This window comes from Rhizobium chutanense (assembly GCF_002531935.1).
Taxonomy (GTDB): Bacteria; Pseudomonadota; Alphaproteobacteria; order Rhizobiales; family Rhizobiaceae; genus Rhizobium; species Rhizobium chutanense.
In genome coordinates this window covers 22,136-47,834 of the sequence record NZ_NWSV01000018.1, presented here as the reverse complement: position 1 = coordinate 47,834, position 25,699 = coordinate 22,136, and the positions used below count along the sequence as shown (strand labels likewise).

The following is a 25,699-nucleotide window of genomic DNA, read 5'->3' as shown; positions in this document are numbered from 1 at the left end:
CCGGCTTCATGCGTGATGCCGCTCAGCGAACCGGCGGAGCGTACTGGATGCCGCCCTTGTTCCACAGGGCGTTGAGGCCGCGAGCAATCTTGAGCGGGCTGCCCTGGCCGATATTGCGCTCGAACACTTCGCCGTAATTGCCGACGTTCTTGACGATGTTGTAAGCCCAGTCGTTGGTCAGGCCGAGATCGGTGCCGATCTTGGTATCGGCCTCGACGCCGAGGAAGCGCTTGATGTCCGGGTTCGGCGAGTTCTTCATGTCGTCGACATTCGCCTGGGTGATGCCGAATTCTTCAGCATTGATCATGGCATAGCCAACCCAGCTGACGATATCGAACCACTGATCGTCACCCTGGCGAACGGCCGGGGCGAGCGGCTCCTTGGAGATGATTTCCGGCAGGATCGTATGTTCGTCCGGGTTCTTCAGCGTCAGACGCAGCGAATAGAGGCCGGACTGATCGGTGGTGTAGACGTCGCAGCGGCCGGCATCATAGGCGGCATTGACCTCGTCCAGCTTTTCGAAGACGACCGGATTGTACTGAAGGTTGTTTGCCTTGAAGTAGTCGGCGAGGTTGAGCTCGGTGGTCGTGCCCGACTGGACGCAGACGGACGCGCCGGAGAGTTCCAGCGCCGACTTCACGTTCAGGCTCTTGCGAACCATGAAGCCCTGACCGTCATAGTAGTTGACGAAGCGGAAGTTCAGGCCGAGAGCGGTGTCGCGATTGATCGACCAGGTCGTATTGCGAGCGAGCACGTCGATTTCACCGGACTGAAGGGCCGGGAAGCGATTGGCGGCGCTGAGGGGGGTGAACTTCACCTTGGTGGGGTCGCCGAAGACAGCCGAAGCGACAGCCTTGCAGAAATCGACATCGAAGCCGGCCCAATTGCCGGAAGCGTCAGGCGCGGCAAAACCGGCGAGACCGGTATTGACGCCGCACTGAATGAAACCCTTTGCCTTTACGTCTCCGAGAGTAGTGGCCGAGGCGGCCGAGGCGCCAAGTGCCAAAACTGCTGCGCCGAGAGCGGCGGACAGAAGCTTGTTCTTCATTTTTTTCCCAACCTTTTCTGTTGTCTTATATTTTCTTGTGAGGATTCCGGCGGAAAAACCTGCCACCCCCATATGTCTCGACAACCTCCCGGCGCGAGTGGGCCTATCTCAGTCGCAAATGTCACTATGGTCAAGTGTCGCCATCAATAATTGCGGCAAAATTCAGAATTTTGGCAGATTGCGCTGAATTCGGAGGCGATTGGCTAGGAAATAGGCGTCTGATCGCGGAAAAATAACGCGAAAATCGAAAATTTCATCGTCCCGGGACATTATCCGCGACCGAACTTCAAGGGTTGACCGGAAACGGCGGGGCGTCCAAAAGTCTGCCTTCGCGCCCCTTCGCCAAAAGGCTATTTCCGACATGAAAGACAAAGACAGCGTGCTGCAGAATGCCGGGATCAATACCCGCCTGACCCATATCGGCAACGACCCTTTCGATTATCACGGCTTCGTCAATCCGCCGGTCGTGCATGCCTCGACGGTGTTGTTTCCGAATGCGCGGACGATGGAGACGCGCTCGCAGAAATATACCTACGGAACGCGCGGCACCCCGACGACGGATGCGCTCTGCGAGGCGATCGACGCTCTTGAAGGTTCGGCCGGCACGATTCTCGTGCCGTCGGGCCTTGCGGCCGTCACCATTCCGTTCCTGGGTTTTTCCGCCGCCGGCGATCATGCGCTGGTGGTCGATTCGGTCTATGGCCCGACCCGCCATTTCTGCGACACGATGATGAAGCGCCTCGGTGTCGAGGTGGAATATTACGACCCGGCGATCGGCGCCGGCATCGAGGCGCTGTTCCGGCCGAACACCAAGCTCGTCCACACCGAGGCTCCCGGCTCCAACACCTTCGAGATGCAGGATATTCCGGCGATCTCGGCAGTGGCGCACCGCCATGGCGCCATCGTCATGATGGACAATACCTGGGCGACGCCGCTCTATTTCAGGCCGCTCGATCACGGCGTCGACATCTCCATCCACGCGGCGACGAAATACCCGTCCGGCCATTCCGATATCCTGCTCGGAACGGTGTCGGCCAATGCCGAGCATTGGGAACGACTGAAGGAGGCGAATGGCGTGCTCGGCATTTGCGGCGCACCCGATGACGCTTATCAGATCCTGCGCGGCTTGCGCACCATGGGCCTGCGCCTCGAGCGACATTATCAAAGCGCGCTTGATATCGCAGAATGGCTGGAGGGCAGGGAGGATGTCGCCCGCGTGCTGCATCCGGCGCTGCCGAGTTTCCCCTCTCACCATCTCTGGAAGCGCGATTTCAAGGGCGCCAGCGGCATCTTTTCCTTCGTGCTGGCCGCCGATGGTCCCGAGAAGTCCAGAGCCAAGGCGCATGCCTTCCTCGATGCGCTCAGAATTTTCGGTCTCGGCTATTCCTGGGGCGGCTTTGAAAGCCTCGCTTTGCACGCCTACCTCAACGATCGCAAGGTCGCCAAGGCGCCGACGGATGGTGCGGTCATCCGCCTGCAAATCGGCATCGAGGATGTGGCCGACCTCAAAGCCGATATCGAACGGGGTTTTGCGGCCGCAAGCGCCGTCTGATAGGAGCCGTTTGATCGTAGCGGAAGTGGTGCGTCTGCCGCGCTTATGGCTGGCGCACAGCCTGGTAGCCGTAGATCCAATCGAGGTCGGCAGCCAGGCTTTGCGGCGGCTTGAGCCCGAGCACCAGATTGCGGCCGATCCGGATCGGCCCTTTCGCATGATAGGCAAAGCGGTTGAAGGCGCCGCGCTGGCGAAGCCTAACGATGCGCGGCGCTCGATGTCTTTCGAACAGCCCCAGCGCTTCCGACACCGGATGGTTCGAAAGAAACGCGGCAAGTTCGTAACCGTCCTCGATCGCCATGGCCGCACCCTGGGCGGCAAACGGCATCATCGCATGCGCGGCGTCGCCGATCAGAACCGTCGCGCGGCCATCCTGCCATGCGCCCGACGTGGTTTCGAACAGCGGCCAGAACGTCAGCTTCCGGTTTTCGAAGAGCGAGACGATCGCGGCGTTCCAGCCGGAAAAGCGTGTCCTGAGCTGGGCGCGCTGCTCTTCCGTCGCCTCGCTTTGCCAGGCCTGCGGCGCGATGTTGCCGGCGGTGATCGCCACCATGTTGAAGCTGCCGGTCTCTTTCAGCGGATAACAGACGAGATGCGCCGAGCCGCCGAGGAAAGCACAAACGCTTGTCCGATCGAGAAAGCCCGGCGTTTCCGCTTCGGCAATGGTGAAGCGGTAGGCGATATTGCCGGAAAAACGCGGCGAGGGACTATCGGCAACGGTTTGCCGGAGCTTCGACCAGACGCCGTCGGCACCAATGACGACATCGGCCGCCCGCTCGAAAGCCGGCAGGGCCGTTTCCATGCGCACACCGAGATGAAGCCGGCAGAGCGGATCGGCCTCGACCGCCGTCAGAAGGACTTTCTGCAACGTGGTGCGATGCAGGACCCCATAGGGAGCGCCCCAGCGCTGTCGCGCGAATTTGCCTGCCGGCACCGCCGCGAGCTGGCGCAGCGAGCTGCCGGATATCAGCCGGATCGTCTCCGGCTCGAGCCAGACCTTCGAGAGTTCTTCAAGAATGCCGAGTTCGGCAAGGATGCGGGAGGCGTTGGGGGAGATCTGCAATCCGGCGCCGATTTCGGTGAGTTCATCCGCCTGCTCGAAAATCTCCGAGCTGATGCCGCGCCGCGAAAGCGAAAGGGCGGCAGTCAGCCCGGATATCCCGGCGCCGATGATGGCGGCATGTTCGACCGGCATTGTCCGTCCGATCCCGAGCTGGATCGGCTACGCCGCCTTCACGTGGAAAACGCAGCCGGCCGGATTGGTCTGGCTCGGCTTGAGCGCCGAATTGAAGCGATAGAGCGTCGAGCAGTAGGAGCAGACCTTCTCGTTATCGTCGCCCATGTCGATGAAGATATGCGGATGGTCGTAGGGGGCCGAAGCGCCGGTGCACATGAATTCCTTGACGCCGACTTCGATAACGCGGTGACCGCCGTCGTTCTGGAAGTGGGGAATGTTGTGGCCGGCCATGTCGCTCTCCGAATGCTTTGAAATCTGCGCGGACCTTATAAGTCTTCGCCGCAAATGTGTAGAGCCAAAGCGCCGCAACGGGCACAGTTTTTAGCCGCAGTTTTTGGCTTCACGCTGAAAGATGGCTCGATTATGGTCGCGCCAAAAGGAAGACCCGATGAACCTGAATACGCCCACATTTTCAAGCTTCACCCATGACGGATTGAAACTGGCCTTTTTCGACGAAGGCGATCCTTCCGGCGTGCCCGTCTTGTTGATCCACGGTTTTGCCTCGACGGCAAACGTCAACTGGGTGCATCCAGGCTGGCTGAAGACGCTGGGTGACGCCGGCTACCGGGTGATCGCCATCGACAATCGCGGCCACGGCGCCAGCGACAAGCCGCATGATGCCGAAGCCTATCGTCCCTGGGTGATGGCGGGCGATGCGATCGCGTTGCTGGATCATCTGGGCATTCCGGAAGCCAATGTCATGGGCTATTCCATGGGCGCGCGCATTTCCGTCTTTGCCGCCCTTGCCAACCCGCATCGCGTCCGCTCGCTGGTGCTCGGCGGCCTCGGTATCGGCATGACCGACGGCGTCGGCGATTGGGACCCGATCGCCGAGGCGCTGCTGGCTCCCTCGTTGGATGCGGTGACGCATGACCGCGGCCGCATGTTCCGCGCCTTTGCCGAGCAAACGAAAAGCGACCGTGTCGCCCTTGCCCAATGCATCCGCGGCTCGCGTGATCTCGTGCCCCGCGCGGATATGGGAAAGCTCGACATGCCGACCCTGATCGGCGTCGGCACCAAGGACGATATTGCCGGCTCACCGCAGGAACTGGCGGCGCTGATGCCCAATGCCGAAGCGCTCGATATTCCGGGCCGCGATCATATGCTTGCCGTCGGCGACAAGGTTTTCAAGCACGCGGTTCTGGCCTTCTACGTGAACGTCGCCGGGCAGTGACATCATCGTGATGCCGTAAAACCTCATCTAAAAAACGATGGCGAGGGCACCCATTTATGTTATTGGCGTTTTCCTCTATATATTGGCATTCCGAAAACGGCCTTCCTGATGGCAACGAGGAGAGCGGCGATGGTCGCAAAGACTGACATCCGTGCTTTTGAGACGGGCCATCCGCTGAAGGTGATGGATCCCATCTGGGACAGCCTGCGCGAGGAAGCCCGGCTCGCTGCCGAACGGGATCCGGTTCTCGCCGCCTTCCTCTATTCGACGGTGATCAACTACCATTCGCTCGAGGAATGCGTCATCCACCGCATCTGCGAACGTCTCGATCATCCCGACATGCAGGCGAACCTGCTTCGTCAGACCTTCGAGGAAATGCTGCTCGACTGGCCGGAATGGAGCTCCATCCTGCGTGTCGATATCCAGGCGATCTACGACCGCGATCCCGCCTGCCTGCGTTTCATGGAAGCCGTGCTCTATTTCAAGGGCTTCCATGCGCTGCAGACGCATCGTCTGGCCCATTGGCTGCTGAACCGCGGCCGGCGTGATTTCGCGCTCTATCTGCAGAGCCGCTCCTCCAGCGTCTTCCAGACCGACATCAATCCGGCCGCCCGCATCGGTAAGGGCATCTTCCTCGATCACGCCACCGGCCTCGTCGTCGGCGAGACGGCTGTCATCGGCGACAACGTCTCGATCCTGCACGGCGTCACACTCGGCGGCACCGGCAAGGAGGGCGCCGACCGCCATCCGAAGATCGGTAGCGGCGTCATGATCGGCGCCGGCGCCAAGATCCTCGGCAATATCGAGATCGGCTACTGCTCGCGCATCGCAGCCGGCTCGGTCGTCTTGAAGGAAGTGCCGCCCAAGAAGACGGTCGCCGGCGTACCGGCCAAGGTCGTCGGCGAAGCCGGTTGTTCCGAACCGTCGCGCAACATGGACCAGGTCATCGGCGCCGATATCTGAGCGCCTGTTGGAAAAGGAAAGAAAAGCCGGCGGAACCGGAGCGGGGACAGAAATCGCCAAGCGGTCACCCTTGCCTTTACACCGCTGCTTTTCCTGTGCAAGAAGCGGCCAATCAAGACCGTTTACGGAGATGACAGAGTGAAGCCAGAAGAAATCAAGAAGCTCGACGCCTATTTCAAACGCATGTTGAACCCGCAGATCGTCGTCAAGGCGCGTCCGCGCAAGAATGATTCTGCGGAAGTCTATCTCGGCGAAGAATTTCTGGGCGTCGTCTATGTCGATGACGAGGACGGCGACCGCTCCTACAACTTTTCGATGGCGATCCTCGACGTCGATCTTTGATCGCGTTCGAATGTTTCAAGACGACCGGGCGGCGCATTCCGCCCGGTCTCTTTTATTTTTTTCGCCGCCGAGCCAAATTTTTTTTGAAGCTTCCGGTTGTGGCATTCTGATATATATTAGCAAAATCAGTTAAAGACGTACGTGCCCCGGCGCGCATGCTTTGTTATCTTTTTGTAATGCAACCTGTGAATGTTTTGCAATGCACAAGACTACTTGACTATTTGTGCGTTGCAGCTACCCTGCCGCCATCCCACAGCCCAACGGAGGACGGTCATGTTCAACTTTGACGATGCAAACAGGAAGAGCAAGGAAGCCGTCGATACGGCGCTGAAAACCTATTCCGAAACGACCAGGGGATTCCAGGCGATCGCCGCCGAAGCCGCTGACTATTCGAAGAAATCCTTTCAGGACGCGGTGACGCATTTCGAAACGCTGGCCGGCGTCAAGAGCTTCGAGGCCGCTTTCGAACTGCAGACCAACTACGTCAGGGCGTATTTCGAAGGCTTGGTCTCCGAGACGACGAAGCTCGGTGAAATGTATGCCGATCTCGCCAAATCCGCTTACAAGCCTTATGAGGCGCCGATCGCTGCTGCCGTCACCAAGGCGACTCGCCAGGCACCGCCGGCAACACCTGCCGCCGCATGATTTGATTTTAATAGTGCAACCTGCGCTATATGTTGAAATACCGAGACCGGCTACGCATCTGTAGCCGGTCTTTTTTGTTTCCACTTTCGCCGCAGCGTCTGCATGGATCGGCCGGGGACTTTTTTAGTCTTTCCCGTGCATGCCGGCCATTTCTTGATTGCAGTGACTGACAGGGGGCTTAAAATCGGCCTATTATGAACTAAGTTAGTGTTTCAGATATTCGGCGGAAAAAGCACCCTCCCATGCTCCGCCGGATTGCTTGAGGAATGAATGACAATGATCGCAAAGCCGATCCGGATGCAGAACGATAGCGAAAGGAACGGGGAGAACGGAAATCGAACCTCGGTCATCACGCGCACCAAGCCGAAGACCAAGAAGCCCAATCTCTACCGCGTGCTGCTTTTGAATGACGACTACACGCCCATGGAATTCGTCATCCATATTCTGGAGCGTTTTTTTCAAAAGGATCGTGAAAGTGCCACCCGCATCATGCTCCATGTCCATAACCACGGCGTCGGCGAATGCGGAATATTCACATACGAGGTAGCGGAAACGAAGGTCAGCCAGGTGATGGACTTCGCCCGGCAGCACCAGCATCCGCTGCAATGCGTCATGGAAAAGAAGTGAGGATCTGAACGTGCCAACATTTTCGCCTAGCTTAGAGAAGGCGCTCCATCAGGCACTGACCTTTGCCAACGAGCGGCACCACGAATATGCCACGCTCGAGCATCTGCTGCTCGCCCTGATCGACGATGCCGATGCGGCCGCGGTCATGGGGGCCTGCAATGTCGATCTCGACGCGCTGCGCAAGACGCTCGTCGAATATGTCGATAATGAACTGTCCAATCTGATCACCGGTTATGACGAGGATTCGAAGCCGACCTCCGGTTTCCAGCGTGTCATCCAGCGTGCCGTCATCCACGTGCAATCTTCCGGCCGCGAAGAAGTGACCGGCGCCAATGTGCTCGTCGCGATCTTCGCCGAGCGCGAAAGCCATGCCGCCTATTTCCTGCAGGAACAGGAGATGACCCGCTACGACGCCGTCAACTATATCTCCCACGGCATCGGCAAGCGCCCCGGCGCTTCGGAAGCACGCCCGCCGCGCGGCGCCGAGGACGAAGCCGAAAGCAGCAAGCCGACGGCGCGCGGCGGCGAGGAGGAGGGTGGCCCCAAGAAGCAGCAGGATGCGCTGAAAGCCTATTGCGTCAATCTCAACGAGAAGGCCAAGGGCGGCAAGATCGACCCGCTCATCGGCCGTCACGCCGAGGTCAGCCGCACCATCCAGATCCTGTGCCGCCGTTCGAAGAACAATCCGCTCTATGTCGGTGATCCCGGCGTTGGCAAGACGGCGATTGCCGAAGGCCTTGCCAAGCGCATCGTCGAAGGCAAGGTTCCCGAAGCGCTCGCCGATGCGACGATCTTCTCGCTGGATATGGGCACGCTGCTCGCCGGCACGCGCTACCGCGGCGATTTCGAGGAGCGCCTGAAGCAGGTCGTCAAGGAGCTGGAAGAATATCCGGGCGCCGTGCTCTTCATCGACGAGATCCATACGGTGATCGGCGCCGGCGCCACCTCCGGTGGCGCGATGGATGCATCGAACCTCCTGAAGCCGGCTTTGTCGTCGGGCGCGATCCGTTGCATCGGTTCGACCACCTACAAGGAATACCGCCAGTTCTTCGAGAAGGACCGGGCGCTGGTCCGCCGTTTCCAGAAGATCGACGTCAGCGAGCCGTCGATCGATGATGCCATCGAGATCATGAAGGGCCTGAAGCCCTATTTCGAAGAGTATCACCACCTGCGCTATTCGAACGATGCCATCAAATCGGCCGTCGAACTCTCGGCCCGCTACATCTCCGACCGCAAGCTGCCTGATAAGGCGATCGACGTGATCGACGAAACGGGTGCGGCCCAGATGCTGCTGCCGCCGTCGAAGCGCCGCAAGCTGATCACCGAAAAGGAGATCGAGGCAACGGTCGCCACCATGGCGCGTATTCCGCCGAAGACCGTCTCCAAGGACGACGAAGCGGTGCTTGCCAATCTCGAGCAGGAACTGCGTTCGGTCGTCTACGGCCAGGATATCGCGATCGAAGCCCTTTCGACCTCGATCAAGCTGGCACGTGCCGGCCTTCGCGAGCCGAACAAGCCGATCGGCGCCTATGTCTTCTCCGGCCCGACCGGCGTCGGCAAGACCGAGGTGGCAAAGCAGCTGGCATCGTCTCTCGGCGTCGAGCTTCTGCGCTTCGACATGTCGGAATATATGGAACGGCACACGGTGTCGCGTCTGCTCGGAGCGCCTCCCGGCTATGTCGGTTTCGACCAGGGCGGTCTGCTCACCGATGGCGTCGACCAGCACCCGCATTGCGTGGTCCTGCTCGACGAAATCGAGAAGGCGCATCCGGATATCTACAATATCCTGCTGCAGGTCATGGACCACGGCACGCTGACCGACCATAACGGCAAGAAGATCGACTTCCGCAACGTCATCCTGATCATGACGACCAATGCGGGCGCCTCCGAAATGGCCAAGGCGGCGATCGGCTTCGGCTCGTCCAAGCGCACCGGCGAGGACGAGGAGGCGCTGACCCGTCTGTTCACGCCGGAGTTCCGCAATCGTCTCGACGCGATCATCCCGTTTGCGGCGCTGCCGACGGCTGTCATCCACAAGGTCGTGCAGAAGTTCATCATGCAGCTGGAGGCCCAGCTTTCCGAAAGGAACGTCACCTTCGACCTGCATGCGGACGCGATCGCCTGGTTGGCGGAAAAGGGTTACGACGAGAAGATGGGCGCCCGCCCGCTTGCCCGCGTCATCCAGGACACGATCAAGAAGCCGCTGGCCAACGAAATCCTCTTCGGCAAGCTGAAGAAGGGCGGCGTCGTCAACGTCAGCGTCGGCCCGAAGGAAGACGGCAAGCCCGGCATCGTGCTGGAAGCCATTCCGGATACGGCGCCGATCAAGCCGAAGCCGGAAGCCGAGGTCGTCCATCCCGAAGCCGACGACGAGGGCGATGGCGAGCTGAAGACCAAGGCAGCGCCCAAGACCCGCGCCAAGACCGTACCGCAGGCCGAGCCCGAGGTCCGCGATGCGCCCAAGAAGGGCAGCACGGTTCCGAAGGTTCCACGCAAGAAGTGAGATTTCGTCACAGAATGGAAAAGGCCGCGTCACCCGCGGCCTTTTTTGTTTTTGGTTGAAACCGACAGGGCGACCCTACGCCAGTGCCGCCCTGATCTTTTCGGCATTGGCCGCAAGCACGGCGCCATCTTCCATCCTGCCGGAATGCGGCTTGAGGGCGAGGCCCTCATGGCGGGGGATGACGTGGAAATGCAGATGGAACACCGTCTGCCCTGCGGCGGGTTCGTTGAACTGGGCGATGAACACGCCATCGGCGTCGAAAACCTCTTGGACCGCCTGGGCGACCTTCTGGACGACGGTGATGGCATGGGCGAGGGTGGCGGGATCGGCGTCGAGGATATTGCGGGAGGGCGCCTTGGGAACGACGAGCACATGGCCCGGCGCCTGCGGCATCACATCCATGAAGGCGACGGTATGGGCGTCCTCGTAGATCCGGTGCGAGGGAATTTCGCCGCGCAGGATCTTGGCGAAGATGTTGTTGTCGTCATAGTCGGCCGGGCTGGTCATCACGAAATCTCCTCGGTTCCTACAGCATTTCGAATGACTGCATAACTCCTTAAATCGATTCCGATTTAAGGAGTTATGCAGGGGGTAGCGCGGCCGGCAGGGCGGCGTCAATCCTCCTGCAGGCGCTCGCCCTTGCGGAACGGGCTGTGCTCGGTGAACACCTCGCTCATCTGCTCGACATCGGCGCGTTCGCGCGCGAGATAATCGCCGATCGCCCGGCGCAGGCCGGCATGAGCGATATAATGGGCGGAATGTGTCGTCACCGGCAGGTAACCGCGGGCGAGCTTGTGTTCGCCCTGGGCGCCGGCCTCGACCCGTTTCAGCCCTTTCGAAAGCGCAAAGTCGATCGCCTGGTGATAGCAGACCTCGAAATGCAGGAAGGGGTGATCCTCGATACAGCCCCAGTGACGGCCATAGAGCGTATCGCCGCCGATAAAGTTGATCGCGCCGGCAATATAACGCCCGTCGCGTTTGGCCATGACCAGCAGGATGTCGTCGGCCATGCGCTCGCCGATCAGCGAATAGAACTTGCGGGTGAGGTAGGGCCGGCCCCATTTGCGGCCGCCGGTATCGATGTAGAATTTGAAGAACTGATCCCAGATGCGTTCCGTCAGGTCGCGGCCGGTGAGCCAGTCGATGCTGATGCCGTTTTCGAGCGCGGCGCGGCGCTCCTTGCGCAGCGCCTTGCGTTTGCGCGAGGCGAGCGTTTCGAGAAACGCCTCGTGGTCGGCATAGCCGTCGTTGATGAAATGGAACTGCTGGTCGGTACGGTGGAGATAGCCGTCCATCTCGAAGACGCCGATCTCCTCATCCGGCACGAAGGTGACGTGGGCCGAGGAGATGCCGAGCCGGCGCACGACCTCTTTCAGGCTTTCGGCGATCGCGCTCTGGATCGGCAGCCGCTGCAGGCCTTCGGCGACAAGAAGACGCGGGCCTGTCGCCGGCGTGAACGGAATAGAGCATTGAAGTTTGGGATAATAACGCCCGCCGGCCCGCTCGAAGGCATCGGCCCAGCCATGGTCGAAGACATATTCGCCCTGGCTGTGGTTCTTGAGGTAGCCGGGCAGGGCGCCGATCAACTCGCCGCGATCGGTCTCGAGCAGCAGGTGGTGTCCGAGCCAGCCGGTCTCGGCGCTGGCCGAACCGGACTCTTCCAGCGACGACAAAAAGGCATGCGAAACAAAGGGGTTGTAGGCAAGCGTGGCGCCACTCTTCGACGCCCCGGAAAGCCTGGACCAGCTCTCCGGGGAAATCGCGGTGAAGGAGCGTTCTACGCGAATGGATAATTCGTCGGTCATGCGGCAGATGCAAAGCCTGTGGGAGGATGGTCTCGGCTCTGTTTCAGTCTGCGCATGATCTTGGCCAAAAAGCGAGCGTCAAACCGCACGCGGGTCGAAACCTTCGAAGGTCATCTGGTCTGCATCGGCGAAAGTCCGCCGGCGCGCCTCTTCGTCGCGCACCGTCCAGGTAATGACGGGAATGCCCTTGTCGCGTTCGCCGGTGATGAAGGCGTTCGGCAGGTCGTCATAATAGTAGGAGATGAAATCGAGACCGATCTCCATTGCAGCCGCATGCGTCGCGAACGCCTCCGCAGTCTTGCCCTCGGCGGTCAGGCCGAGCGGGTAGGGTGAGCCAAGCGCCTTCAGATCGCGCAACAGCCAATGGTCGAAGCTCATCAGCGCCACTTTGCCCTGATAGCCTTGAAGCACTTCGAGGACGGCTTCGGCAAAACCTTCGTCATCGGTCTCGCGACCCTTGAGTTCCAGCACCAGCGGCACCTTGCCCTGGACGAGATCGAGAAGCTGGCTGAGCGTCGGCACCTTGTCGCTGGTGCCGCCGATTGCGATCAGTCCGAGTTCCCTGGAGGTGCGCTCGCGCACATCGCCGTTGAGGTTGCACAGGCGCTGCAGGTCCTCGTCGTGAAAGACGACCGGCACGCCGTCGGAGGCGTAATGCAGATCGCATTCGATCGCAAAGCCGGCTTCGACGGCGCGCGAAAAGGCCGAAAGCGTGTTTTCCCAGACGTCTCGGTTGAGGTCGTGATAGCCGCGATGGGCGACCGGCAGGTCCCTGATCCAGGCTGCATTGGTCATTCTTCGATTTCCATGATAGCATCGATTTCGACGGCGGCGTTCAGGGGCAGGGCGGCCATGCCGACGGCGGCACGGGCATGTTTGCCGGCCTCGCCGAGCACGCCGGCAATCAGGTTGGAAGCGCCGTTGATGACGAGATGCTGCTCGACGAAGTCGGGCGCCGAGGCGACGAAGCCGTTCAGCTTGATGACGCGCCGGATACGGCCGAGATCGCCACCAAGGGCCGCCTTCGCCTGGGCAAGAATGTTGATGGCGCAGAGTTCGGCGCCGCGCTGGCCGCTCGCCACGTCGACGGTCTTGCCGAGATGGCCCGACACAGCGATCTTGCCGCCTTCGAGCGGCAGCTGGCCGGAGATATAGAGAAGATTGCCGCTGATGACGTAGGGAACGTAATTTGCAGCAGGGGCTGCGGCTTCGGGCAGGGTTATCCCCATCTCAGTCAGGCGTGATGCAATTTCATCGGACATTTTCGTCTCCGCTTTTGTTGTCAATTCTTCAAAAATTATGCATCAAGACTGGAATCTTTAATATGACAGGTTCGAGCCTCGATTTGGCCGAAAGCGTTCTTATAACATCGCGACCGAGTCCAACAGGAGTTAATGAATGTTCCGATCAGGTCTTGTCGCTTTGCTTCTCGCCAGCGTTTCCGCCAATGCATGGGCGGCTGCGCCTGCGGTAAGCGCTGCGATCGCGACCGGCCTCGTCGCACATCGCGCGGTCTACGACCTGGAACTGAAGGATGCGTCGGATCGTTCCGGCATTGCCGGCATGTATGGTCGCATGGTCTATGAGTTCGACGGCAACTACTGCCAGGGCTTCACCACCAATTTCCGCTTCGTGACGCAGATCGACACCGGCGACAGCGTGCGCGTCAGCGACCAGCAGACGAAGACCTTCGAGAATCTCAAGGACGGCAAGTTCACCTTCGACACCAAATCCTTCACCGACCAACAGCTCGACAAGGAGGTCAATGGCGCGGCCGAGGATCAGCCGGATGGCGTCAAGGTCGATCTCAAGCAGCCGTCGAGCCGCGAATTGCAGCTGGCCGAAAGCCGTTTTCCCACCGAGCATATGCTCGACGTGATCCAGCACGCCAAGGACGGCAAGCGCTTCTTCGAGGCGCGCGTCTTCGACGGCTCCGACGACGGCGACAAATCGCTGGTGACGACGACGATCGTCGGCAAGCAGCAGACGCCGGTCGCCGAGGAGGCCGATGCCGGCAATGCCGGCGCCTTCTCAAAAGCGGCCTTCTGGCCGGTGACGATCGCCTATTTCAACGAGAATGCGAAATCGGATGCCTTGCCGGTCTACCGCATGTCGTTCAAGCTCTATGAGAACGGCATCACCCGCGACCTGACGATGGATTACGGCGATTTCGTCCTGACCGGCAAGCTCGCCAAGCTGGAACTGCTCGACCGCAACGCCGAGGTTTGCAAGTAGGCGCGAGATCGCGCTTGTCCTGACCGAGGTCGACGCCGTCCTGCCGATGTCCGACGCCGGCGTCATGCTGTCGCTCCTGTCGATGTTGGCAGGCTGAGGCGAATGAAGTCGGATTTTTTGGCATAAGCCTTGCTTTTGCGGCAAATCGAATGTATGGGCACCACCATTCCACACGTAAGGCATGGGATTGTCCGGGAGAAATCCGGATCGTTCCGCCCGGTGGCATCCTCGAAGAGGATGCTGTTCGCCTTGCGGAGGTTCAACCGGAAAAGGATAAAAAGGCATGGCATTGCCCGATTTCTCTATGCGCCAGCTTCTCGAAGCAGGCGTCCACTTCGGCCACCAGACGCACCGCTGGAACCCGAAGATGAAGCCGTACATTTTCGGCGATCGTAACAACATCCACATCATCGATCTGGCCCAGACCGTTCCGATGCTGTCGCGCGCCCTTCAGGTCGTCAGCGACACCGTTGCTCGCGGCGGCCGCGTTCTCTTCGTCGGCACCAAGCGCCAGGCGTCCGAGATCATCGCCGACAGCGCCAAGCGTTCGGCCCAGTACTACGTCAACTCGCGCTGGCTCGGCGGCATGATGACGAACTGGAAGACGATCTCCAACTCGATCCAGCGCCTGCGCAAGCTCGATGAGATCCTCAATGGCGAAGCCCAGGGCTTCACCAAGAAGGAACGCCTGAACCTCGAGCGCGAGCGCGAAAAGCTCGACAAGGCTCTCGGCGGTATCCGCGATATGGGCGGCACCCCGGACCTGATGTTCATCATCGACACCAACAAGGAAAAGATCGCGATCGACGAAGCCAAGCGCCTCGGCATCCCGGTTGTCGCCATCATCGATTCGAACTGCGATCCGGACCTGATCGACTATCCGATCCCGGGCAATGACGACGCATCGCGCGCCATCGCTCTCTACTGCGAGCTGATCTCCCGCGCCGCCATCGACGGTATCGCGCGTCAGCAGAGCTCGTCTGGTCGCGATCTCGGCGCATCCTCTGAAGTTCCGGTCGAGCCGGCTCTCGAGGAAGCAGCCGAAGGCTGATGAAAGCAGGCGGATCGAAAGCTCCGCCAAAGCTTACAGACTGGGACAAGGCCGCTCGCGACTCATCGAAGTTCGGCGGCCTTGCCTGTTTCAGGGCGAGAGCGCCAAACCTTTCGCCAGACAAGTTTCGTTATGACGCGTCTTCATCACGCTGTCATACATACAGGTACATTTCGTGCCTCAATCCGGTGCCGAGCCGCGCTTTGCGGTCCACCGTTTGAACCGACAAGAGGAAGCTAATGAGCGAGATTACGGCTGCAATGGTGAAGGAACTGCGCGAAAAGACCGGCGCAGGCATGATGGACTGCAAGAAGGCTCTTGCCGAAACCGGTGGCGACATGGAAGCGGCGATCGACTGGCTGCGCGCCAAGGGCATCGCCAAGGCCGACAAGAAGTCCGGCCGCACCGCTGCCGAAGGCCTCGTCGGCGTTTCGAGCCAGGGCACCAAGGCGGTTGTCGTCGAAGTCAATTCCGAAACCGACTTCGTCGCCCGTAACGATGCCTTCCAGGATCTCGTCCGCGGCATCGCCAAGGTCGCCGTCTCCACAAGCGGCACCGTCGACGCCGTTGCGGCTGCGGCCTACCCGGCATCGGGCAAGTCCGTTTCCGACACGATCAAGGACGCGATCGCAACCATCGGCGAGAACATGAATCTCCGCCGTTCGGTCGCGCTCTCCGTCGAGGACGGCGTCGTCGCCACCTATATCCACAATGCTGTTTCCGACGGCCTCGGCAAGCTCGGCGTGCTCGTTGCCCTGAAGTCGACCGGCGACAAGGAAGCTCTGAACGCAATCGGCCGCCAGGTCGCCATGCACATCGCCGCCACGGCGCCGCTGGCGATCCGCCCGGAAGAAGTCGATGCCGCCGTCGCCGAGCGCGAGCGCAACGTCTTCATCGAGCAGTCGCGCGCTTCCGGCAAGCCTGACAACATCATCGAGAAGATGGTCGACGGCCGCATGCGCAAGTTCTTCGAGGAAGTCGCTCTTCTCTCGCAGGCTTTCGTCATCAATCCCGACCTGACCGTTGCAGCCGCCATCAAGGAAGCTGAAAAGGCCGTCGGCGCGCCGATCGAAGTCGCCGGTATGGCCCGTCTCCTGCTCGGCGAAGGCGTCGAGAAGGAAGAGACCGATTTCGCGGCTGAAGTTGCGGCTGCCGTCAAGGGTTGATCTTCCAGCCATAATTGGGAAAACGCCAGGGCATCGCGTGACAACGCGGTGCCCTTCGTGTATCGGGCATTCACGGCAATTTACGAGGAGCCAAGATGTCTTTAGAGCCTGTCTATAAACGCGTTCTACTCAAGGCCTCCGGCGAAGCCCTCATGGGTAGCCAGGGCTTCGGCATCGATGTCGCGGTGGCGGACCGCATTGCATCCGATATCGCCGAGGCAAGGCACATGGGTGTGGAAGTCGGCGTCGTCGTCGGCGGCGGCAATATTTTCCGCGGTGTCGCGGTGGCGTCCAAGGGCGGAGACCGGGTCACCGGCGACCATATGGGCATGCTCGGCACCATCATCAATGCGCTGGCGCTGGCGACTTCGCTGCGCAAGCTGAACATCGATACGGTGGTGCTTTCGGCCATCTCCATGCCGGAGATCTGCGAGAGCTTTTCGCAGCGCGCAACCCTTTACCATCTGTCGATGGGACGCGTGGTGATCTTTGCCGGCGGCACCGGCAACCCCTTCTTCACCACCGATTCGGCCGCCGCACTGCGCGCTGCCGAAATGGGCGCGCAAGCGATCTTCAAGGGCACGCAGGTGGACGGTATCTACAGTGCCGACCCGAAGAAATATCCCGATGCGACCCGCTTCGACCGCCTGACGCACCAGGAAGTGCTGGACAGGGGGCTTGCGGTGATGGACGTTGCCGCCGTCGCGCTCGCCAGAGAGAATTCCATTCCGATCATCGTCTTCTCGATTCACGAGAAGGGCGGTTTTACCGAAATCTTGACGGGCGGTGGCCTCAAGACCATCGTCTCCGACAACTGATATAAGCTGCGCCGCCTTTCCGGCGCAGTCCTCGCTAGAACATGATGATTTTAGGCCCGCTTGGCCTAAAATCTGAATCATGTTCTACATTAAATAGTTAGAGCATGATGTCGTCCGAAAGCCGCTGACACTTTTCGGCATCGTGCTCTAGAGCATGTCGCGCAAAAGTGTGCAGCGGTTTTGCGAAAACGACATGCGTGAAACCAGGACTTAAAGCGCGGCAAGCGAATCTGAAAGATCGCGACGCGCTTTATACGGGAGCATCGACATGAGTGAAGGTATCGATATCAAGGAACTGAAGCGCCGCATGGACGGCGCGGTTTCCGCATTCAAAAGCGACATCGCCTCGCTGCGCACTGGCCGTGCTTCGGCCAACATTCTCGATCCGGTCACGATCGAGGCCTATGGTTCGCGTATGCCCCTGAACCAGGTCGCCAACATCACTGTGCCCGAGCCGCGCATGCTGTCGGTCTCCGTCTGGGACAAGTCGATGGTCGGCGCCGTCGACCGCGGCATCCGTGAATCCAATCTCGGCCTCAACCCGATCGTCGACGGGCAGAACCTGCGTATTCCGCTGCCGGAGCTGAACGAGGAGCGCCGCAAGTCGCTTGTCAAGGTGGCTCATGATTATGCCGAAAAGAGCAAGGTCGCGATTCGCCATGTTCGCCGCGATGGCATGGACGGCCTCAAGAAAGCCGAAAAGGATGGCGTAATCGGCCAGGACGAGGGCAGGGCGCAGTCGGAACGTGTACAGAAGATGACCGACGAGACGATTTCCGAAATCGACCGCTTGCTTGCCGAGAAGGAAAAGGAAATCATGCAGGTCTAGTGGATCTGTGCCTTTGCCTGGAAAGACCGGACGGGAAATGTCGGAATCTGTATTTGTAACTGTGCCAGAGCATGTTGCCATCATCATGGACGGCAATGGCCGTTGGGCCAAGCAGCGCGGCCTGCCGCGCACGATGGGCCATCGCAAGGGTGTCGAGGCGGTTCGCGAGACAGTGCGCGCCGCCGGCGTGGCCGGTATAAAATATCTGACCCTCTTTGCCTTCTCCTCGGAGAACTGGCGTCGGCCGGAGGCCGAAGTCTCCGATCTGCTGGGTCTGCTCAAGGCTTTCATCCGGCGTGACCTTGCCGAGCTTCATCGCCAGAATGTGCGCATCAAGGTGATCGGCGACCGCCACAGCCTGCGCAGCGACATTCTCGGCCTGTTGCTCGAGGCGGAGGAAACAACCAAGGACAATACGGCGCTGACGCTCGTCATCGCCTTCAACTACGGTTCGCGCGACGAGATTTCCCGCGCTGTGGTGAGCCTGGCGAAGGACGTCGAGGCTGGCCGCCTGAGGGCGCAGGACATCACGTCATCGCTGATCAATGCTCGTCTCGACACCGCAGGCATCCCTGATCCCGATCTCATCATCCGCACCAGCGGCGAGGAGCGGCTGTCCAATTTCCTCCTCTGGCAGGCCGCTTATTCGGAATTCATCTTCCTTCCGGAATACTGGCCGGATTTCAGCCCCGAGATCTTCCGCCAGGCGCTCGAGAAATTCGCCTCCCGCGACCGGCGCTTCGGCGGCCTGTCGTCGCAGGCAGCCGCGGTCGGCACCTGATGCAGAGGGAATTGAAGCTCCGCATCGTTTCAGGACTTATTCTGGCGGCCGTCGTTCTTGCCGCCACCTGGTATGGCGGGTTTGCCTTCCGCATCCTGGCGGCCGTGATCGGCCTACTGATCTATTATGAATGGTCCAAGATAACGGGTATCGTGCGTGATTGGGTCTCCAATACCGTTGGCTGGATCGGCCAGGCGGCAATCGCCTCCCTCGTGCTGGTCGGCCATTTCGAATTTGCCGCCGGTATGCTGGTCGGCGTCACGGCCGTCGGCATAGCGCTGATCATCCTGCACGGCACCAGCCGCTGGTTGCCGGTGGGGCTGTTTTATGCCGGCGCCACCGGCCTGGCGCTCGCCGCCATCAGAAGCGATGATCAGCCCGGCCTTTACGCCATGCTCTTCATCTTTGCCGTCGTTTGGGCAACCGACATCCTCGCTTATTTCGTCGGCAGGGCGCTTGGCGGACCGAAGCTCGCCCCTTCGATCTCGCCGGGAAAGACATGGTCGGGCGCCATCGGCGGCGCCGTTTCGGCGGTCGCAGCCGGCGTCGTTCTTATCCACTTTCTCATTCCGGGCGCCGAAATCATTGCCGCCGGTGCAGCGCTGGTTCTCTCGGTTTGCAGCCAGTCCGGAGATCTGTTCGAATCCTTCATCAAGCGAAAATTCGGCGTCAAGGATTCAAGCCGGCTCATTCCAGGCCATGGTGGCGTCATGGACCGTGTCGACGGACTGATTTTTGCCTGTTTTTCGGCGTTATTGCTTGCTGGAGCTTTTTCCTTGATAAAGGGAGCCGAAATAACGTCGCTCGGTGCGGCATTGTTCGGTCTCTGATGACGCGGCAGCCCGACGGAAGGAACTCATGGACGTGATGGCTGGTATATACGCATTCCTGATGGGGAATATCGTCACCTTCATCCTCGTGCTCTCGCTGCTCGTCTTCGTGCATGAGATGGGTCATTACCTCGTCGGGCGCTGGAGCGGTATCCGCATCCTTGCTTTTTCCGTCGGCTTCGGCCCGGAGCTATTCGGCTTCACAGACCGCCATGGAACGCGCTGGAAGATTTCGGTAGTCCCGCTTGGCGGCTATGTCCGTTTCTTCGGCGACGAGGATGCGTCCAGCAAGCCCGACAACGAGGGGATCGCCGCCATGTCCGAGGAGGACAGGGCGCGCTCCTTTGCCGGCGCCAAACTGTGGAAACGCGCTGCAACCGTTGCGGCCGGCCCGATCGCCAATTTTCTGCTGGCGATCGCCATCTTCACCATCCTTTTCTCCGTCTATGGCCGCACGATCGCCGATCCTGTCGTCGCCGAGGTCACGCCGGAGGGTGCGGCTGCCGCCGCCGGCGTCCTTCCAGGCGATCTCCTGGTCGCCATCGACGGCAACAAGATCGAGACCTTCGACGACGTGCGCCGCTATGTCAGCATCCGCCCGAGCCAGAATATCGTCGTGACGATCGAGCGCGCCGGCCAGAAACTCGACCTGCCGATGGTGCCGAAGCGCGTGGACCAGACGGACCAGTTCGGCAACAAGATCGAGATGGGCCAGATCGGCATCATCACCAACCAGCAGGCCGGCAATTTCCGCCTGCAGACCTACACGCCGCTCCAGGCGCTGCGGGAAGGCGTCATCCAGACCCGGGATATCGTCACCGGCACCTTCAAATATATCGGCAATATCTTCGCCGGAACGATGCGGGCAGATCAACTGGGCGGGCCGATCCGCGTAGCGCAAGCCTCGGGCCAGATGGCCACGCTTGGTATAGGCGCGGTGTTGCAGCTTGCCGCCATGCTGTCGGTTTCGATAGGATTGCTTAACCTGATGCCGGTTCCGGTACTTGATGGCGGCCATCTGATGTTCTATGCGGTGGAGGCGGTGAGGGGCAAACCCCTGGGTTCCGCAGCCCAGGAAATTGCATTTCGCATCGGCCTGGCGATGATACTGACATTGATGGTCTTCACGACCTGGAACGACATTGGCTCATGGATAGGGTAAACGAGCAAGGCGAGCGAATTACTATTTATTTACGATGTTTCAAGGCTGTAGTGGCGAATGGGTCACGCTTGCAAATGAAGTAAACAGAAATTAACGGCCTCGCTTGCTTGTATGTCAAAAGCGGGTAAAACGACACACGTGACCGGAATCGGGTTCTCCCGTGGATGGGACGAGGGAAACAAAGGTAATAGGTGAAATGAAGGCTGGTTCAAAGTTTTTGAACGCAGTATCGGCGGTTGCGCTGTCTGCTAGTGTTGTTGCTTCGGGCGCAGGTGCTTTGACGTTCGTTTCCGCTACCGCCGCTCAAGCCGCGGTCATCCAGCGCATTGACGTGCGCGGCGCAAGCCGCATCGGCGCGGAAGCTGTCCGCTCGAACCTCACCATCGCTCCCGGAAAGAGTTTTTCGAACAGCGATATCGATGCCTCGGTCAAGCAGCTCTATGGGACGGGTTATTTTTCCGACGTCAAGATCTCGGTCTCCGGCAGCACGCTCGTCGTCAATGTCCAGGAAGCCCAGCTGGTCAACCAGGTCGTCTTCAACGGCAACCGCAAGATCAAGGACGACAAGCTCGCGACGATCGTCCAGACCCACGCTGCCGGCCCCTACAGCGACACCCAGATCCAGGCCGACATTCAGTCGATCAAGGAAGCTTATGCTGCCACCGGCCGCAGCGAGGTCGAAGTGACGACGCAGGTGGTTCCGCTCGGCGAAGGCCGCGTCAACCTTGCCTTCGTCATCAACGAGGGTGATCGCACCAAGATCGATTCGATCAACTTCGTCGGCAACAATGCCTACAGCGCCGGCCGCCTGGCTGCCGTCATCCAGACCAAGCGTTCAAACTTTCTGTCGTTCCTGACCCGCAAGGACGTCTACAACGACGACAAGCTGCATGCCGACGAGGAAGCGCTGCGACAGTTCTATTACAATCGCGGCTACGCCGACATGCGCATCGTCTCTTCCGATGCCTCCTTCGACGAAGCGACCAACAAATACACGCTCACCTTCAACATCGAGGAAGGCCAGCGTTACGACTTCGGACCGGTGACTGTTCAGTCCACGGTCGAAGGCGTCGGCTCGGAACAGCTGCAGCCGCTCGTGCGCACGAAGGAGGGTCACCTCTACAGCGCCAAGGAAGTGCAGAAGTCGATCGAGGCGATCTCCGATCAGGTTGCTTCTGCCGGTTATCCCTTTGCGCGCGTCACGCCGCGCGGTAACCGCGACCTCAACAACAACACGATCGGTGTCGAATACCTGGTCGACCAGGGCGAGCGCGCCTATGTCGAGCGCATCGAGATCCGCGGCAACAGCCGCACGCGCGACTACGTGATCCGCCGCGAGTTCGACATGAGCGAAGGCGACGCCTTCAATCAGCAGATGATCACCAAGGCCAAGCGTCGCCTGGAAGCGCTCGGTTACTTCTCGTCCGTCAACATCTCCACCCAGCCCGGCAGCTCGCCGGATCGCGTCGTGGTGGTCGTCGACGTGCAGGATCAGTCCACGGGTTCGTTCGGTGTCGGCGCGGGTTATGCTGCCGGCGGCGACGGTCTGCTGCTCGAAGCGTCGATCGAAGAAAAGAACTTCCTCGGCCGCGGTCAGTACATCCGCATCTCGGCCGGCGGCGGTCAGGAAGGTTCGCGCGCCTACGGCGTCAGCTTCACCGAGCCCTATTTCCTTGGTTATCGTCTGGCAGCAGGCTTCGACGTCAACCACAGCGAGACGTCGAGCAATGACCACTACGACTACGAGGAAACCAGCGTCGTCCTGCGCGTCACTGCGCCGATCACCGAGGATCTGGCGACGACCTTCCGTTATAACTACAAGCAGATGAAGTACGACGCTGATAGCAGCGATCTTTCCGATCTGTCGGCACCGTATCAGCACCTCGTCGAGGACAGCCCTTGGACGCGTTCTTCGATCTCGCAGACGCTGACCTATAACACGCTCGACGATACGGTCCTGCCGCGCGAAGGTATCTACGCGACGGCGACGCAGGAAATTGCCGGTCTCGGCGGCGACTCGCAGTTCTATAAGATCTACGGCAAGGCCCGTTACTACCACCTGCTCGCCGACGATGCCGATATCATCGGCTCGGTTTCGGCTTCGGCGGGTTATGTCGTCGGCTTCGGAGAGCATCTGAATGTCTTCGACCAGTTCACCCTGACCAACGGCGATATTCGCGGCTTCGAAAACAAGGGTATCGGCCCACGCGTTTCCGGCACCAACGACGATCCGCTGGGTGGCACGACTTATTTCACGGCATCGGCCGAAGCGACCTTCCCGATGCCAGGCTTCCCGCGTGACTTCAACCTGCGCGGCGCCGTCTTCGCCGACGCCGGCACGTTGTTCGGCAATGACGTCGACCTGAGGGGCGACGGCATCGAAGGCGAAGACGCCTCTCTGCGCGCTTCCGTCGGTGTCGGTGTCGTCTGGCAGTCTCCCTTCGGTTCGTTGCGCCTGGATTACGCGATCCCGGTTCTCAAGGAAGACTTCGACAAGACGCAGAACTTCAAGTTTGGCATCAACAACCAATTCTGATATCGGCAGTCCGGAACTGTAAGACTCAATTCCGTTCTGGAGCATTGCCGATGGAGCAAAACGTTTTTTTTCTGCCCCATGAAGGTCTGAAGCTCGCTGAGCTTGCAGAGTTTCTTGGGGCGGAACTCGCCAATTCCGATCATTCAGATGTTGTCGTCAGGTCCGTTGCCCCCGTCAACCGGGCGCGGGCAGGCGATCTCTGTTATATCCTGTCGCGCCGCAACCGCGATGAACTGATGACATGCGAAGCCTCGGCGGTGATCTGCGACAAGGCTCTCGCTGATCTCGTGCCCGAGCACATCCCCGTCATCCTGTCCTCCAATCCGCATGCGGCCTTCGCCATGGCGGGCGGTCTGCTTTATCCCGCGGCCTTGCGCCCGGTCGTTTTTCCGTCGGGTGAAAGCGAAATCGCACCCAGCGCTGTGATCGACCCGAGCGCGAAACTCGAAAAGGGCGTGATCGTCGAGCCGCTGGCCGTTATCGGCCCGCATGCCGAGATCGGCGAAGGGACGCGGATCGGCGCACACAGCATTATCGGTCCAGGCGTCAAGATCGGTCGGGATTGTTCGATCGCGGCCGGTGCGAGCATTCTCTGCGCGCTGATCGGCAATGGCGTCATCATCCACAACGGTGTGCGCATCGGCCAGGATGGTTTCGGTTATGCACCGGGTCCGCGCGGCATGATCAAGATCGTCCAGATTGGCCGGGTAATCATCCAGGACAAGGTCGAGATCGGCGCCAATACCACGGTCGACCGCGGCGCCATGGACGATACGGTCATCGGCGAAGGCACCAAGATCGACAACCAGGTCCAGATCGGCCACAACGTCCAGATCGGCCGCCATTGCGCCATCGTTTCGCAGGTCGGCATCGCCGGCAGCACGAAGATCGGCAACGGCGTGCAGATCGGCGGCCAGGCCGGGATCAAGGGTCACGTGACGATCGGTGACGGCGTGCAGATCGCCGCCAAAAGCGGTATCATGACCGATCTTCCCGCCGGTGGACAATATGGCGGTGTCCCGGCACGGCCGCTAAAAGACTATCTGAGAGAGGCCGCACTGCAGGTGTCGAAAAGCAAGCTGCGCGGAAAGAACCCTGGAGGCAAGCAAAATGACTGAGGAAGCCACGACAACGCTTTCTTCGGCTGACATCATTGAGATCATGAAGCTGCTGCCGCACCGGTATCCGTTTCTCATGGTCGACAAGATTATCGAGATCGACGGCGACAACAGCGCGATCGGCATCAAGAACGTCACGGTGAACGAACCGCATTTCACCGGCCATTTTCCGGAAGCGCCGATCATGCCCGGCGTTCTGTTGATCGAGGGCATGGCGCAGACCGCCGGTGCGATCTGTGCCAAGAAGGAGGGCCAGCCCGGCAACCTCGTCTATTTCATGACCATCGAAAATGCGCGTTTTCGCAAGCCCGTCGTGCCCGGCGATCGCGTCGAATTCCATGTCAAGAAGCACAAGCAGCGCGGCAATATCTGGAAATTCCATTGCGACGCCAAGGTTGACGGCGCGCTTGTCGCCGAGGCCGATATCGGCGCGATGATCGTTCGTAAGGATCAGGCATGAGCAATATCGCCGAAAGCGCCCATATTCATCCGATGGCCGTCGTCGAAGACGGCGCTGTTATCGGTGAGGGCGTCAAAATCGGTCCCTTCTGCTATGTCGGCCCGCATGTCGTGCTTCATGCGGATGTCGAGCTCCTGGCGCATGCGGTCGTCACCGGCCGCACCGTGATCGGCAAGGGCACGCGTATCTTTCCGATGGCCGTCGTCGGCGGCGATCCCCAGAGCGTGCATCACGGCGGCGAGGAGACGACGCTGACGGTCGGTGCCAACTGCACGATCCGCGAAGGTGTCACGATGAACACCGGCACGGCCGATTTCGGTGGCCAGACGATCGTCGGCGACAACAACCTCTTCCTTGCCAATTCCCATGTCGCGCATGATTGCCGTGTCGGAAATCACGTGATCATGTCGAACAACGTCATGCTTGCCGGCCACGTCGTCATCGAGGATCGTGTCATCCTGGGCGGCGGCTCGGCCGTTCACCAGTTCACCCGCGTCGGCCGGCAGGCCTTCGTCGGCGGGCTTTCGGCGGTGAGTTACGACGTCATTCCCTACGGCATGCTGAACGGCAATCCCGGGCTGCTGAGCGGCCTCAATGTCGTCGGCATGACGCGCGCCGGCGTCGACCGCGCCGTCATCCACAGGGTGCGTCGCGCCTATAAATCGATCTTCGAAGGCACGGCCTCCGTCCGCGAAAACGCGGCCGCCATCCGCGACGAATATGCCGATTGCGAGCAGGTGGTCCAAATCCTCGATTTCATTGCTGCCGACAGCGACCGCGCCTTGTCCTCGCCGACCCGGGGGCAGAAGGGCTAGTC

26 protein-coding genes are annotated in these 25,699 nt (G+C 60.3%); 19 read left to right on the top strand and 7 right to left on the bottom strand.

Annotated features, from left to right (window positions below):
• Nucleotides 1-22: 22 nt before the first annotated feature.
• Nucleotides 23-1,048, bottom strand: coding sequence for an amino acid ABC transporter substrate-binding protein (locus CO666_RS22700; RefSeq protein WP_097614434.1), 1,026 nt, complete (start codon nucleotides 1,046-1,048; stop codon nucleotides 23-25).
• 361 nt (nucleotides 1,049-1,409) lie between these two features.
• Between CO666_RS22700 and CO666_RS22695 the strand changes: the two genes are divergently transcribed.
• Entirely contained in the window at nucleotides 1,410-2,600 is a 1,191-nt protein-coding gene (locus tag CO666_RS22695) for a cystathionine beta-lyase (protein WP_097614433.1), read from the top strand.
• A 43-nt stretch (nucleotides 2,601-2,643) separates the two neighbouring features.
• Here the strand turns inward: CO666_RS22695 and CO666_RS22690 are convergent, their stop codons facing one another.
• Complete coding sequence (locus tag CO666_RS22690; protein ID WP_097614432.1) at nucleotides 2,644-3,795, bottom strand: FAD-dependent monooxygenase; 1,152 nt, start codon at nucleotides 3,793-3,795, stop codon at nucleotides 2,644-2,646.
• Nucleotides 3,796-3,822: 27 nt separating this feature from the next.
• Entirely contained in the window at nucleotides 3,823-4,068 is a 246-nt protein-coding gene (locus CO666_RS22685; RefSeq protein WP_085737137.1) for a zinc-finger domain-containing protein, read from the bottom strand.
• A gap of 157 nt (nucleotides 4,069-4,225) precedes the next feature.
• Here CO666_RS22685 and CO666_RS22680 point away from each other — a divergent pair, with 157 nt between their 5' ends.
• From CO666_RS22680 to clpA, 6 genes are all read left to right on the top strand, one after another.
• Nucleotides 4,226-5,011, top strand: coding sequence for an alpha/beta fold hydrolase (locus tag CO666_RS22680; protein WP_097614431.1), 786 nt, complete (start codon nucleotides 4,226-4,228; stop codon nucleotides 5,009-5,011).
• Nucleotides 5,012-5,140: 129 nt separating this feature from the next.
• Nucleotides 5,141-5,974 carry a serine O-acetyltransferase gene (gene cysE, locus CO666_RS22675; RefSeq protein ID WP_097614430.1) on the top strand — a complete coding sequence of 278 codons (834 nt, stop codon included), beginning with the start codon at nucleotides 5,141-5,143 and terminating at the stop codon, nucleotides 5,972-5,974.
• 138 nt (nucleotides 5,975-6,112) lie between these two features.
• Nucleotides 6,113-6,316, top strand: a complete 204-nt coding sequence (locus CO666_RS22670) for a DUF3126 family protein (RefSeq protein WP_085737140.1) — start codon at nucleotides 6,113-6,115, stop codon at nucleotides 6,314-6,316.
• A gap of 273 nt (nucleotides 6,317-6,589) precedes the next feature.
• The gene (locus CO666_RS22665; RefSeq protein WP_097614429.1) at nucleotides 6,590-6,961 is read left to right on the top strand and encodes a phasin family protein; all 372 of its coding nucleotides are present in this window, start codon (nucleotides 6,590-6,592) and stop codon (nucleotides 6,959-6,961) included.
• 276 nt (nucleotides 6,962-7,237) lie between these two features.
• The gene (gene clpS / locus CO666_RS22660; protein WP_037094677.1) at nucleotides 7,238-7,588 is read left to right on the top strand and encodes an ATP-dependent Clp protease adapter ClpS; all 351 of its coding nucleotides are present in this window, start codon (nucleotides 7,238-7,240) and stop codon (nucleotides 7,586-7,588) included.
• A gap of 10 nt (nucleotides 7,589-7,598) precedes the next feature.
• Complete coding sequence (clpA, locus tag CO666_RS22655) at nucleotides 7,599-10,091, top strand: ATP-dependent Clp protease ATP-binding subunit ClpA (protein WP_097614428.1); 2,493 nt, start codon at nucleotides 7,599-7,601, stop codon at nucleotides 10,089-10,091.
• A gap of 75 nt (nucleotides 10,092-10,166) precedes the next feature.
• On the opposite strand, the gene CO666_RS22650 is transcribed toward clpA, so the two are convergent.
• The 4 genes from CO666_RS22650 to CO666_RS22635 all read right to left on the bottom strand — a co-directional run bounded on the left by CO666_RS22650 (nucleotide 10,167) and on the right by CO666_RS22635 (nucleotide 13,158).
• Nucleotides 10,167-10,598 carry an HIT family protein gene (locus tag CO666_RS22650; RefSeq protein ID WP_097614427.1) on the bottom strand — a complete coding sequence of 144 codons (432 nt, stop codon included), beginning with the start codon at nucleotides 10,596-10,598 and terminating at the stop codon, nucleotides 10,167-10,169.
• 107 nt (nucleotides 10,599-10,705) lie between these two features.
• Nucleotides 10,706-11,896, bottom strand: coding sequence for a GNAT family N-acetyltransferase (locus CO666_RS22645; RefSeq protein WP_097614426.1), 1,191 nt, complete (start codon nucleotides 11,894-11,896; stop codon nucleotides 10,706-10,708).
• A gap of 78 nt (nucleotides 11,897-11,974) precedes the next feature.
• The gene (locus tag CO666_RS22640; RefSeq protein ID WP_097614425.1) at nucleotides 11,975-12,691 is read right to left on the bottom strand and encodes a glycerophosphodiester phosphodiesterase; all 717 of its coding nucleotides are present in this window, start codon (nucleotides 12,689-12,691) and stop codon (nucleotides 11,975-11,977) included.
• Complete coding sequence (locus CO666_RS22635; protein ID WP_097614424.1) at nucleotides 12,688-13,158, bottom strand: RidA family protein; 471 nt, start codon at nucleotides 13,156-13,158, stop codon at nucleotides 12,688-12,690. The genes CO666_RS22640 and CO666_RS22635 overlap by 4 nt, the downstream gene beginning before the upstream one ends.
• Nucleotides 13,159-13,294: 136 nt before the next feature.
• Here CO666_RS22635 and CO666_RS22630 point away from each other — a divergent pair, with 136 nt between their 5' ends.
• From CO666_RS22630 to lpxA, 12 genes are all read left to right on the top strand, one after another.
• Nucleotides 13,295-14,131: a cell envelope integrity EipB family protein gene (locus CO666_RS22630; protein WP_097614423.1), complete on the top strand. Its 837-nt coding sequence runs from the start codon at nucleotides 13,295-13,297 to the stop codon at nucleotides 14,129-14,131.
• A 283-nt stretch (nucleotides 14,132-14,414) separates the two neighbouring features.
• On the top strand, nucleotides 14,415-15,182 hold the full coding sequence (gene rpsB, locus CO666_RS22625; protein WP_003573382.1) for a 30S ribosomal protein S2: 768 nt from the start codon (nucleotides 14,415-14,417) through the stop codon (nucleotides 15,180-15,182).
• A 239-nt stretch (nucleotides 15,183-15,421) separates the two neighbouring features.
• Nucleotides 15,422-16,348, top strand: coding sequence for a translation elongation factor Ts (gene tsf, locus CO666_RS22620; RefSeq protein ID WP_085737150.1), 927 nt, complete (start codon nucleotides 15,422-15,424; stop codon nucleotides 16,346-16,348).
• A gap of 95 nt (nucleotides 16,349-16,443) precedes the next feature.
• Nucleotides 16,444-17,166, top strand: coding sequence for a UMP kinase (pyrH, locus tag CO666_RS22615; protein WP_097614422.1), 723 nt, complete (start codon nucleotides 16,444-16,446; stop codon nucleotides 17,164-17,166).
• A 268-nt stretch (nucleotides 17,167-17,434) separates the two neighbouring features.
• Nucleotides 17,435-17,995 carry a ribosome recycling factor gene (frr, locus tag CO666_RS22610; protein ID WP_010066125.1) on the top strand — a complete coding sequence of 187 codons (561 nt, stop codon included), beginning with the start codon at nucleotides 17,435-17,437 and terminating at the stop codon, nucleotides 17,993-17,995.
• Between the two features lie 37 nt (nucleotides 17,996-18,032).
• Complete coding sequence (locus CO666_RS22605) at nucleotides 18,033-18,776, top strand: isoprenyl transferase (RefSeq protein WP_097614421.1); 744 nt, start codon at nucleotides 18,033-18,035, stop codon at nucleotides 18,774-18,776.
• A complete protein-coding gene (locus CO666_RS22600) occupies nucleotides 18,776-19,606 on the top strand; it encodes a phosphatidate cytidylyltransferase (RefSeq protein ID WP_097614420.1) in 831 nt (276 codons plus the stop codon). Before CO666_RS22605 ends, CO666_RS22600 begins: the two co-directional genes overlap by 1 nt.
• A gap of 28 nt (nucleotides 19,607-19,634) precedes the next feature.
• Nucleotides 19,635-20,768 (top strand): RIP metalloprotease RseP, encoded by a 1,134-nt coding sequence (gene rseP, locus CO666_RS22595; protein WP_097614419.1) that lies wholly within the window; start codon nucleotides 19,635-19,637, stop codon nucleotides 20,766-20,768.
• Nucleotides 20,769-20,964: 196 nt separating this feature from the next.
• Nucleotides 20,965-23,304: an outer membrane protein assembly factor BamA gene (gene bamA, locus CO666_RS22590; protein ID WP_097614418.1), complete on the top strand. Its 2,340-nt coding sequence runs from the start codon at nucleotides 20,965-20,967 to the stop codon at nucleotides 23,302-23,304.
• 50 nt (nucleotides 23,305-23,354) lie between these two features.
• Complete coding sequence (lpxD, locus tag CO666_RS22585; protein ID WP_097614417.1) at nucleotides 23,355-24,422, top strand: UDP-3-O-(3-hydroxymyristoyl)glucosamine N-acyltransferase; 1,068 nt, start codon at nucleotides 23,355-23,357, stop codon at nucleotides 24,420-24,422.
• On the top strand, nucleotides 24,415-24,882 hold the full coding sequence (gene fabZ / locus CO666_RS22580) for a 3-hydroxyacyl-ACP dehydratase FabZ (protein ID WP_085737155.1): 468 nt from the start codon (nucleotides 24,415-24,417) through the stop codon (nucleotides 24,880-24,882). Before lpxD ends, fabZ begins: the two co-directional genes overlap by 8 nt.
• Complete coding sequence (lpxA, locus tag CO666_RS22575) at nucleotides 24,879-25,697, top strand: acyl-ACP--UDP-N-acetylglucosamine O-acyltransferase (protein WP_097614416.1); 819 nt, start codon at nucleotides 24,879-24,881, stop codon at nucleotides 25,695-25,697. The genes fabZ and lpxA overlap by 4 nt, the downstream gene beginning before the upstream one ends.
• Nucleotides 25,698-25,699: the final 2 nt, after the last annotated feature.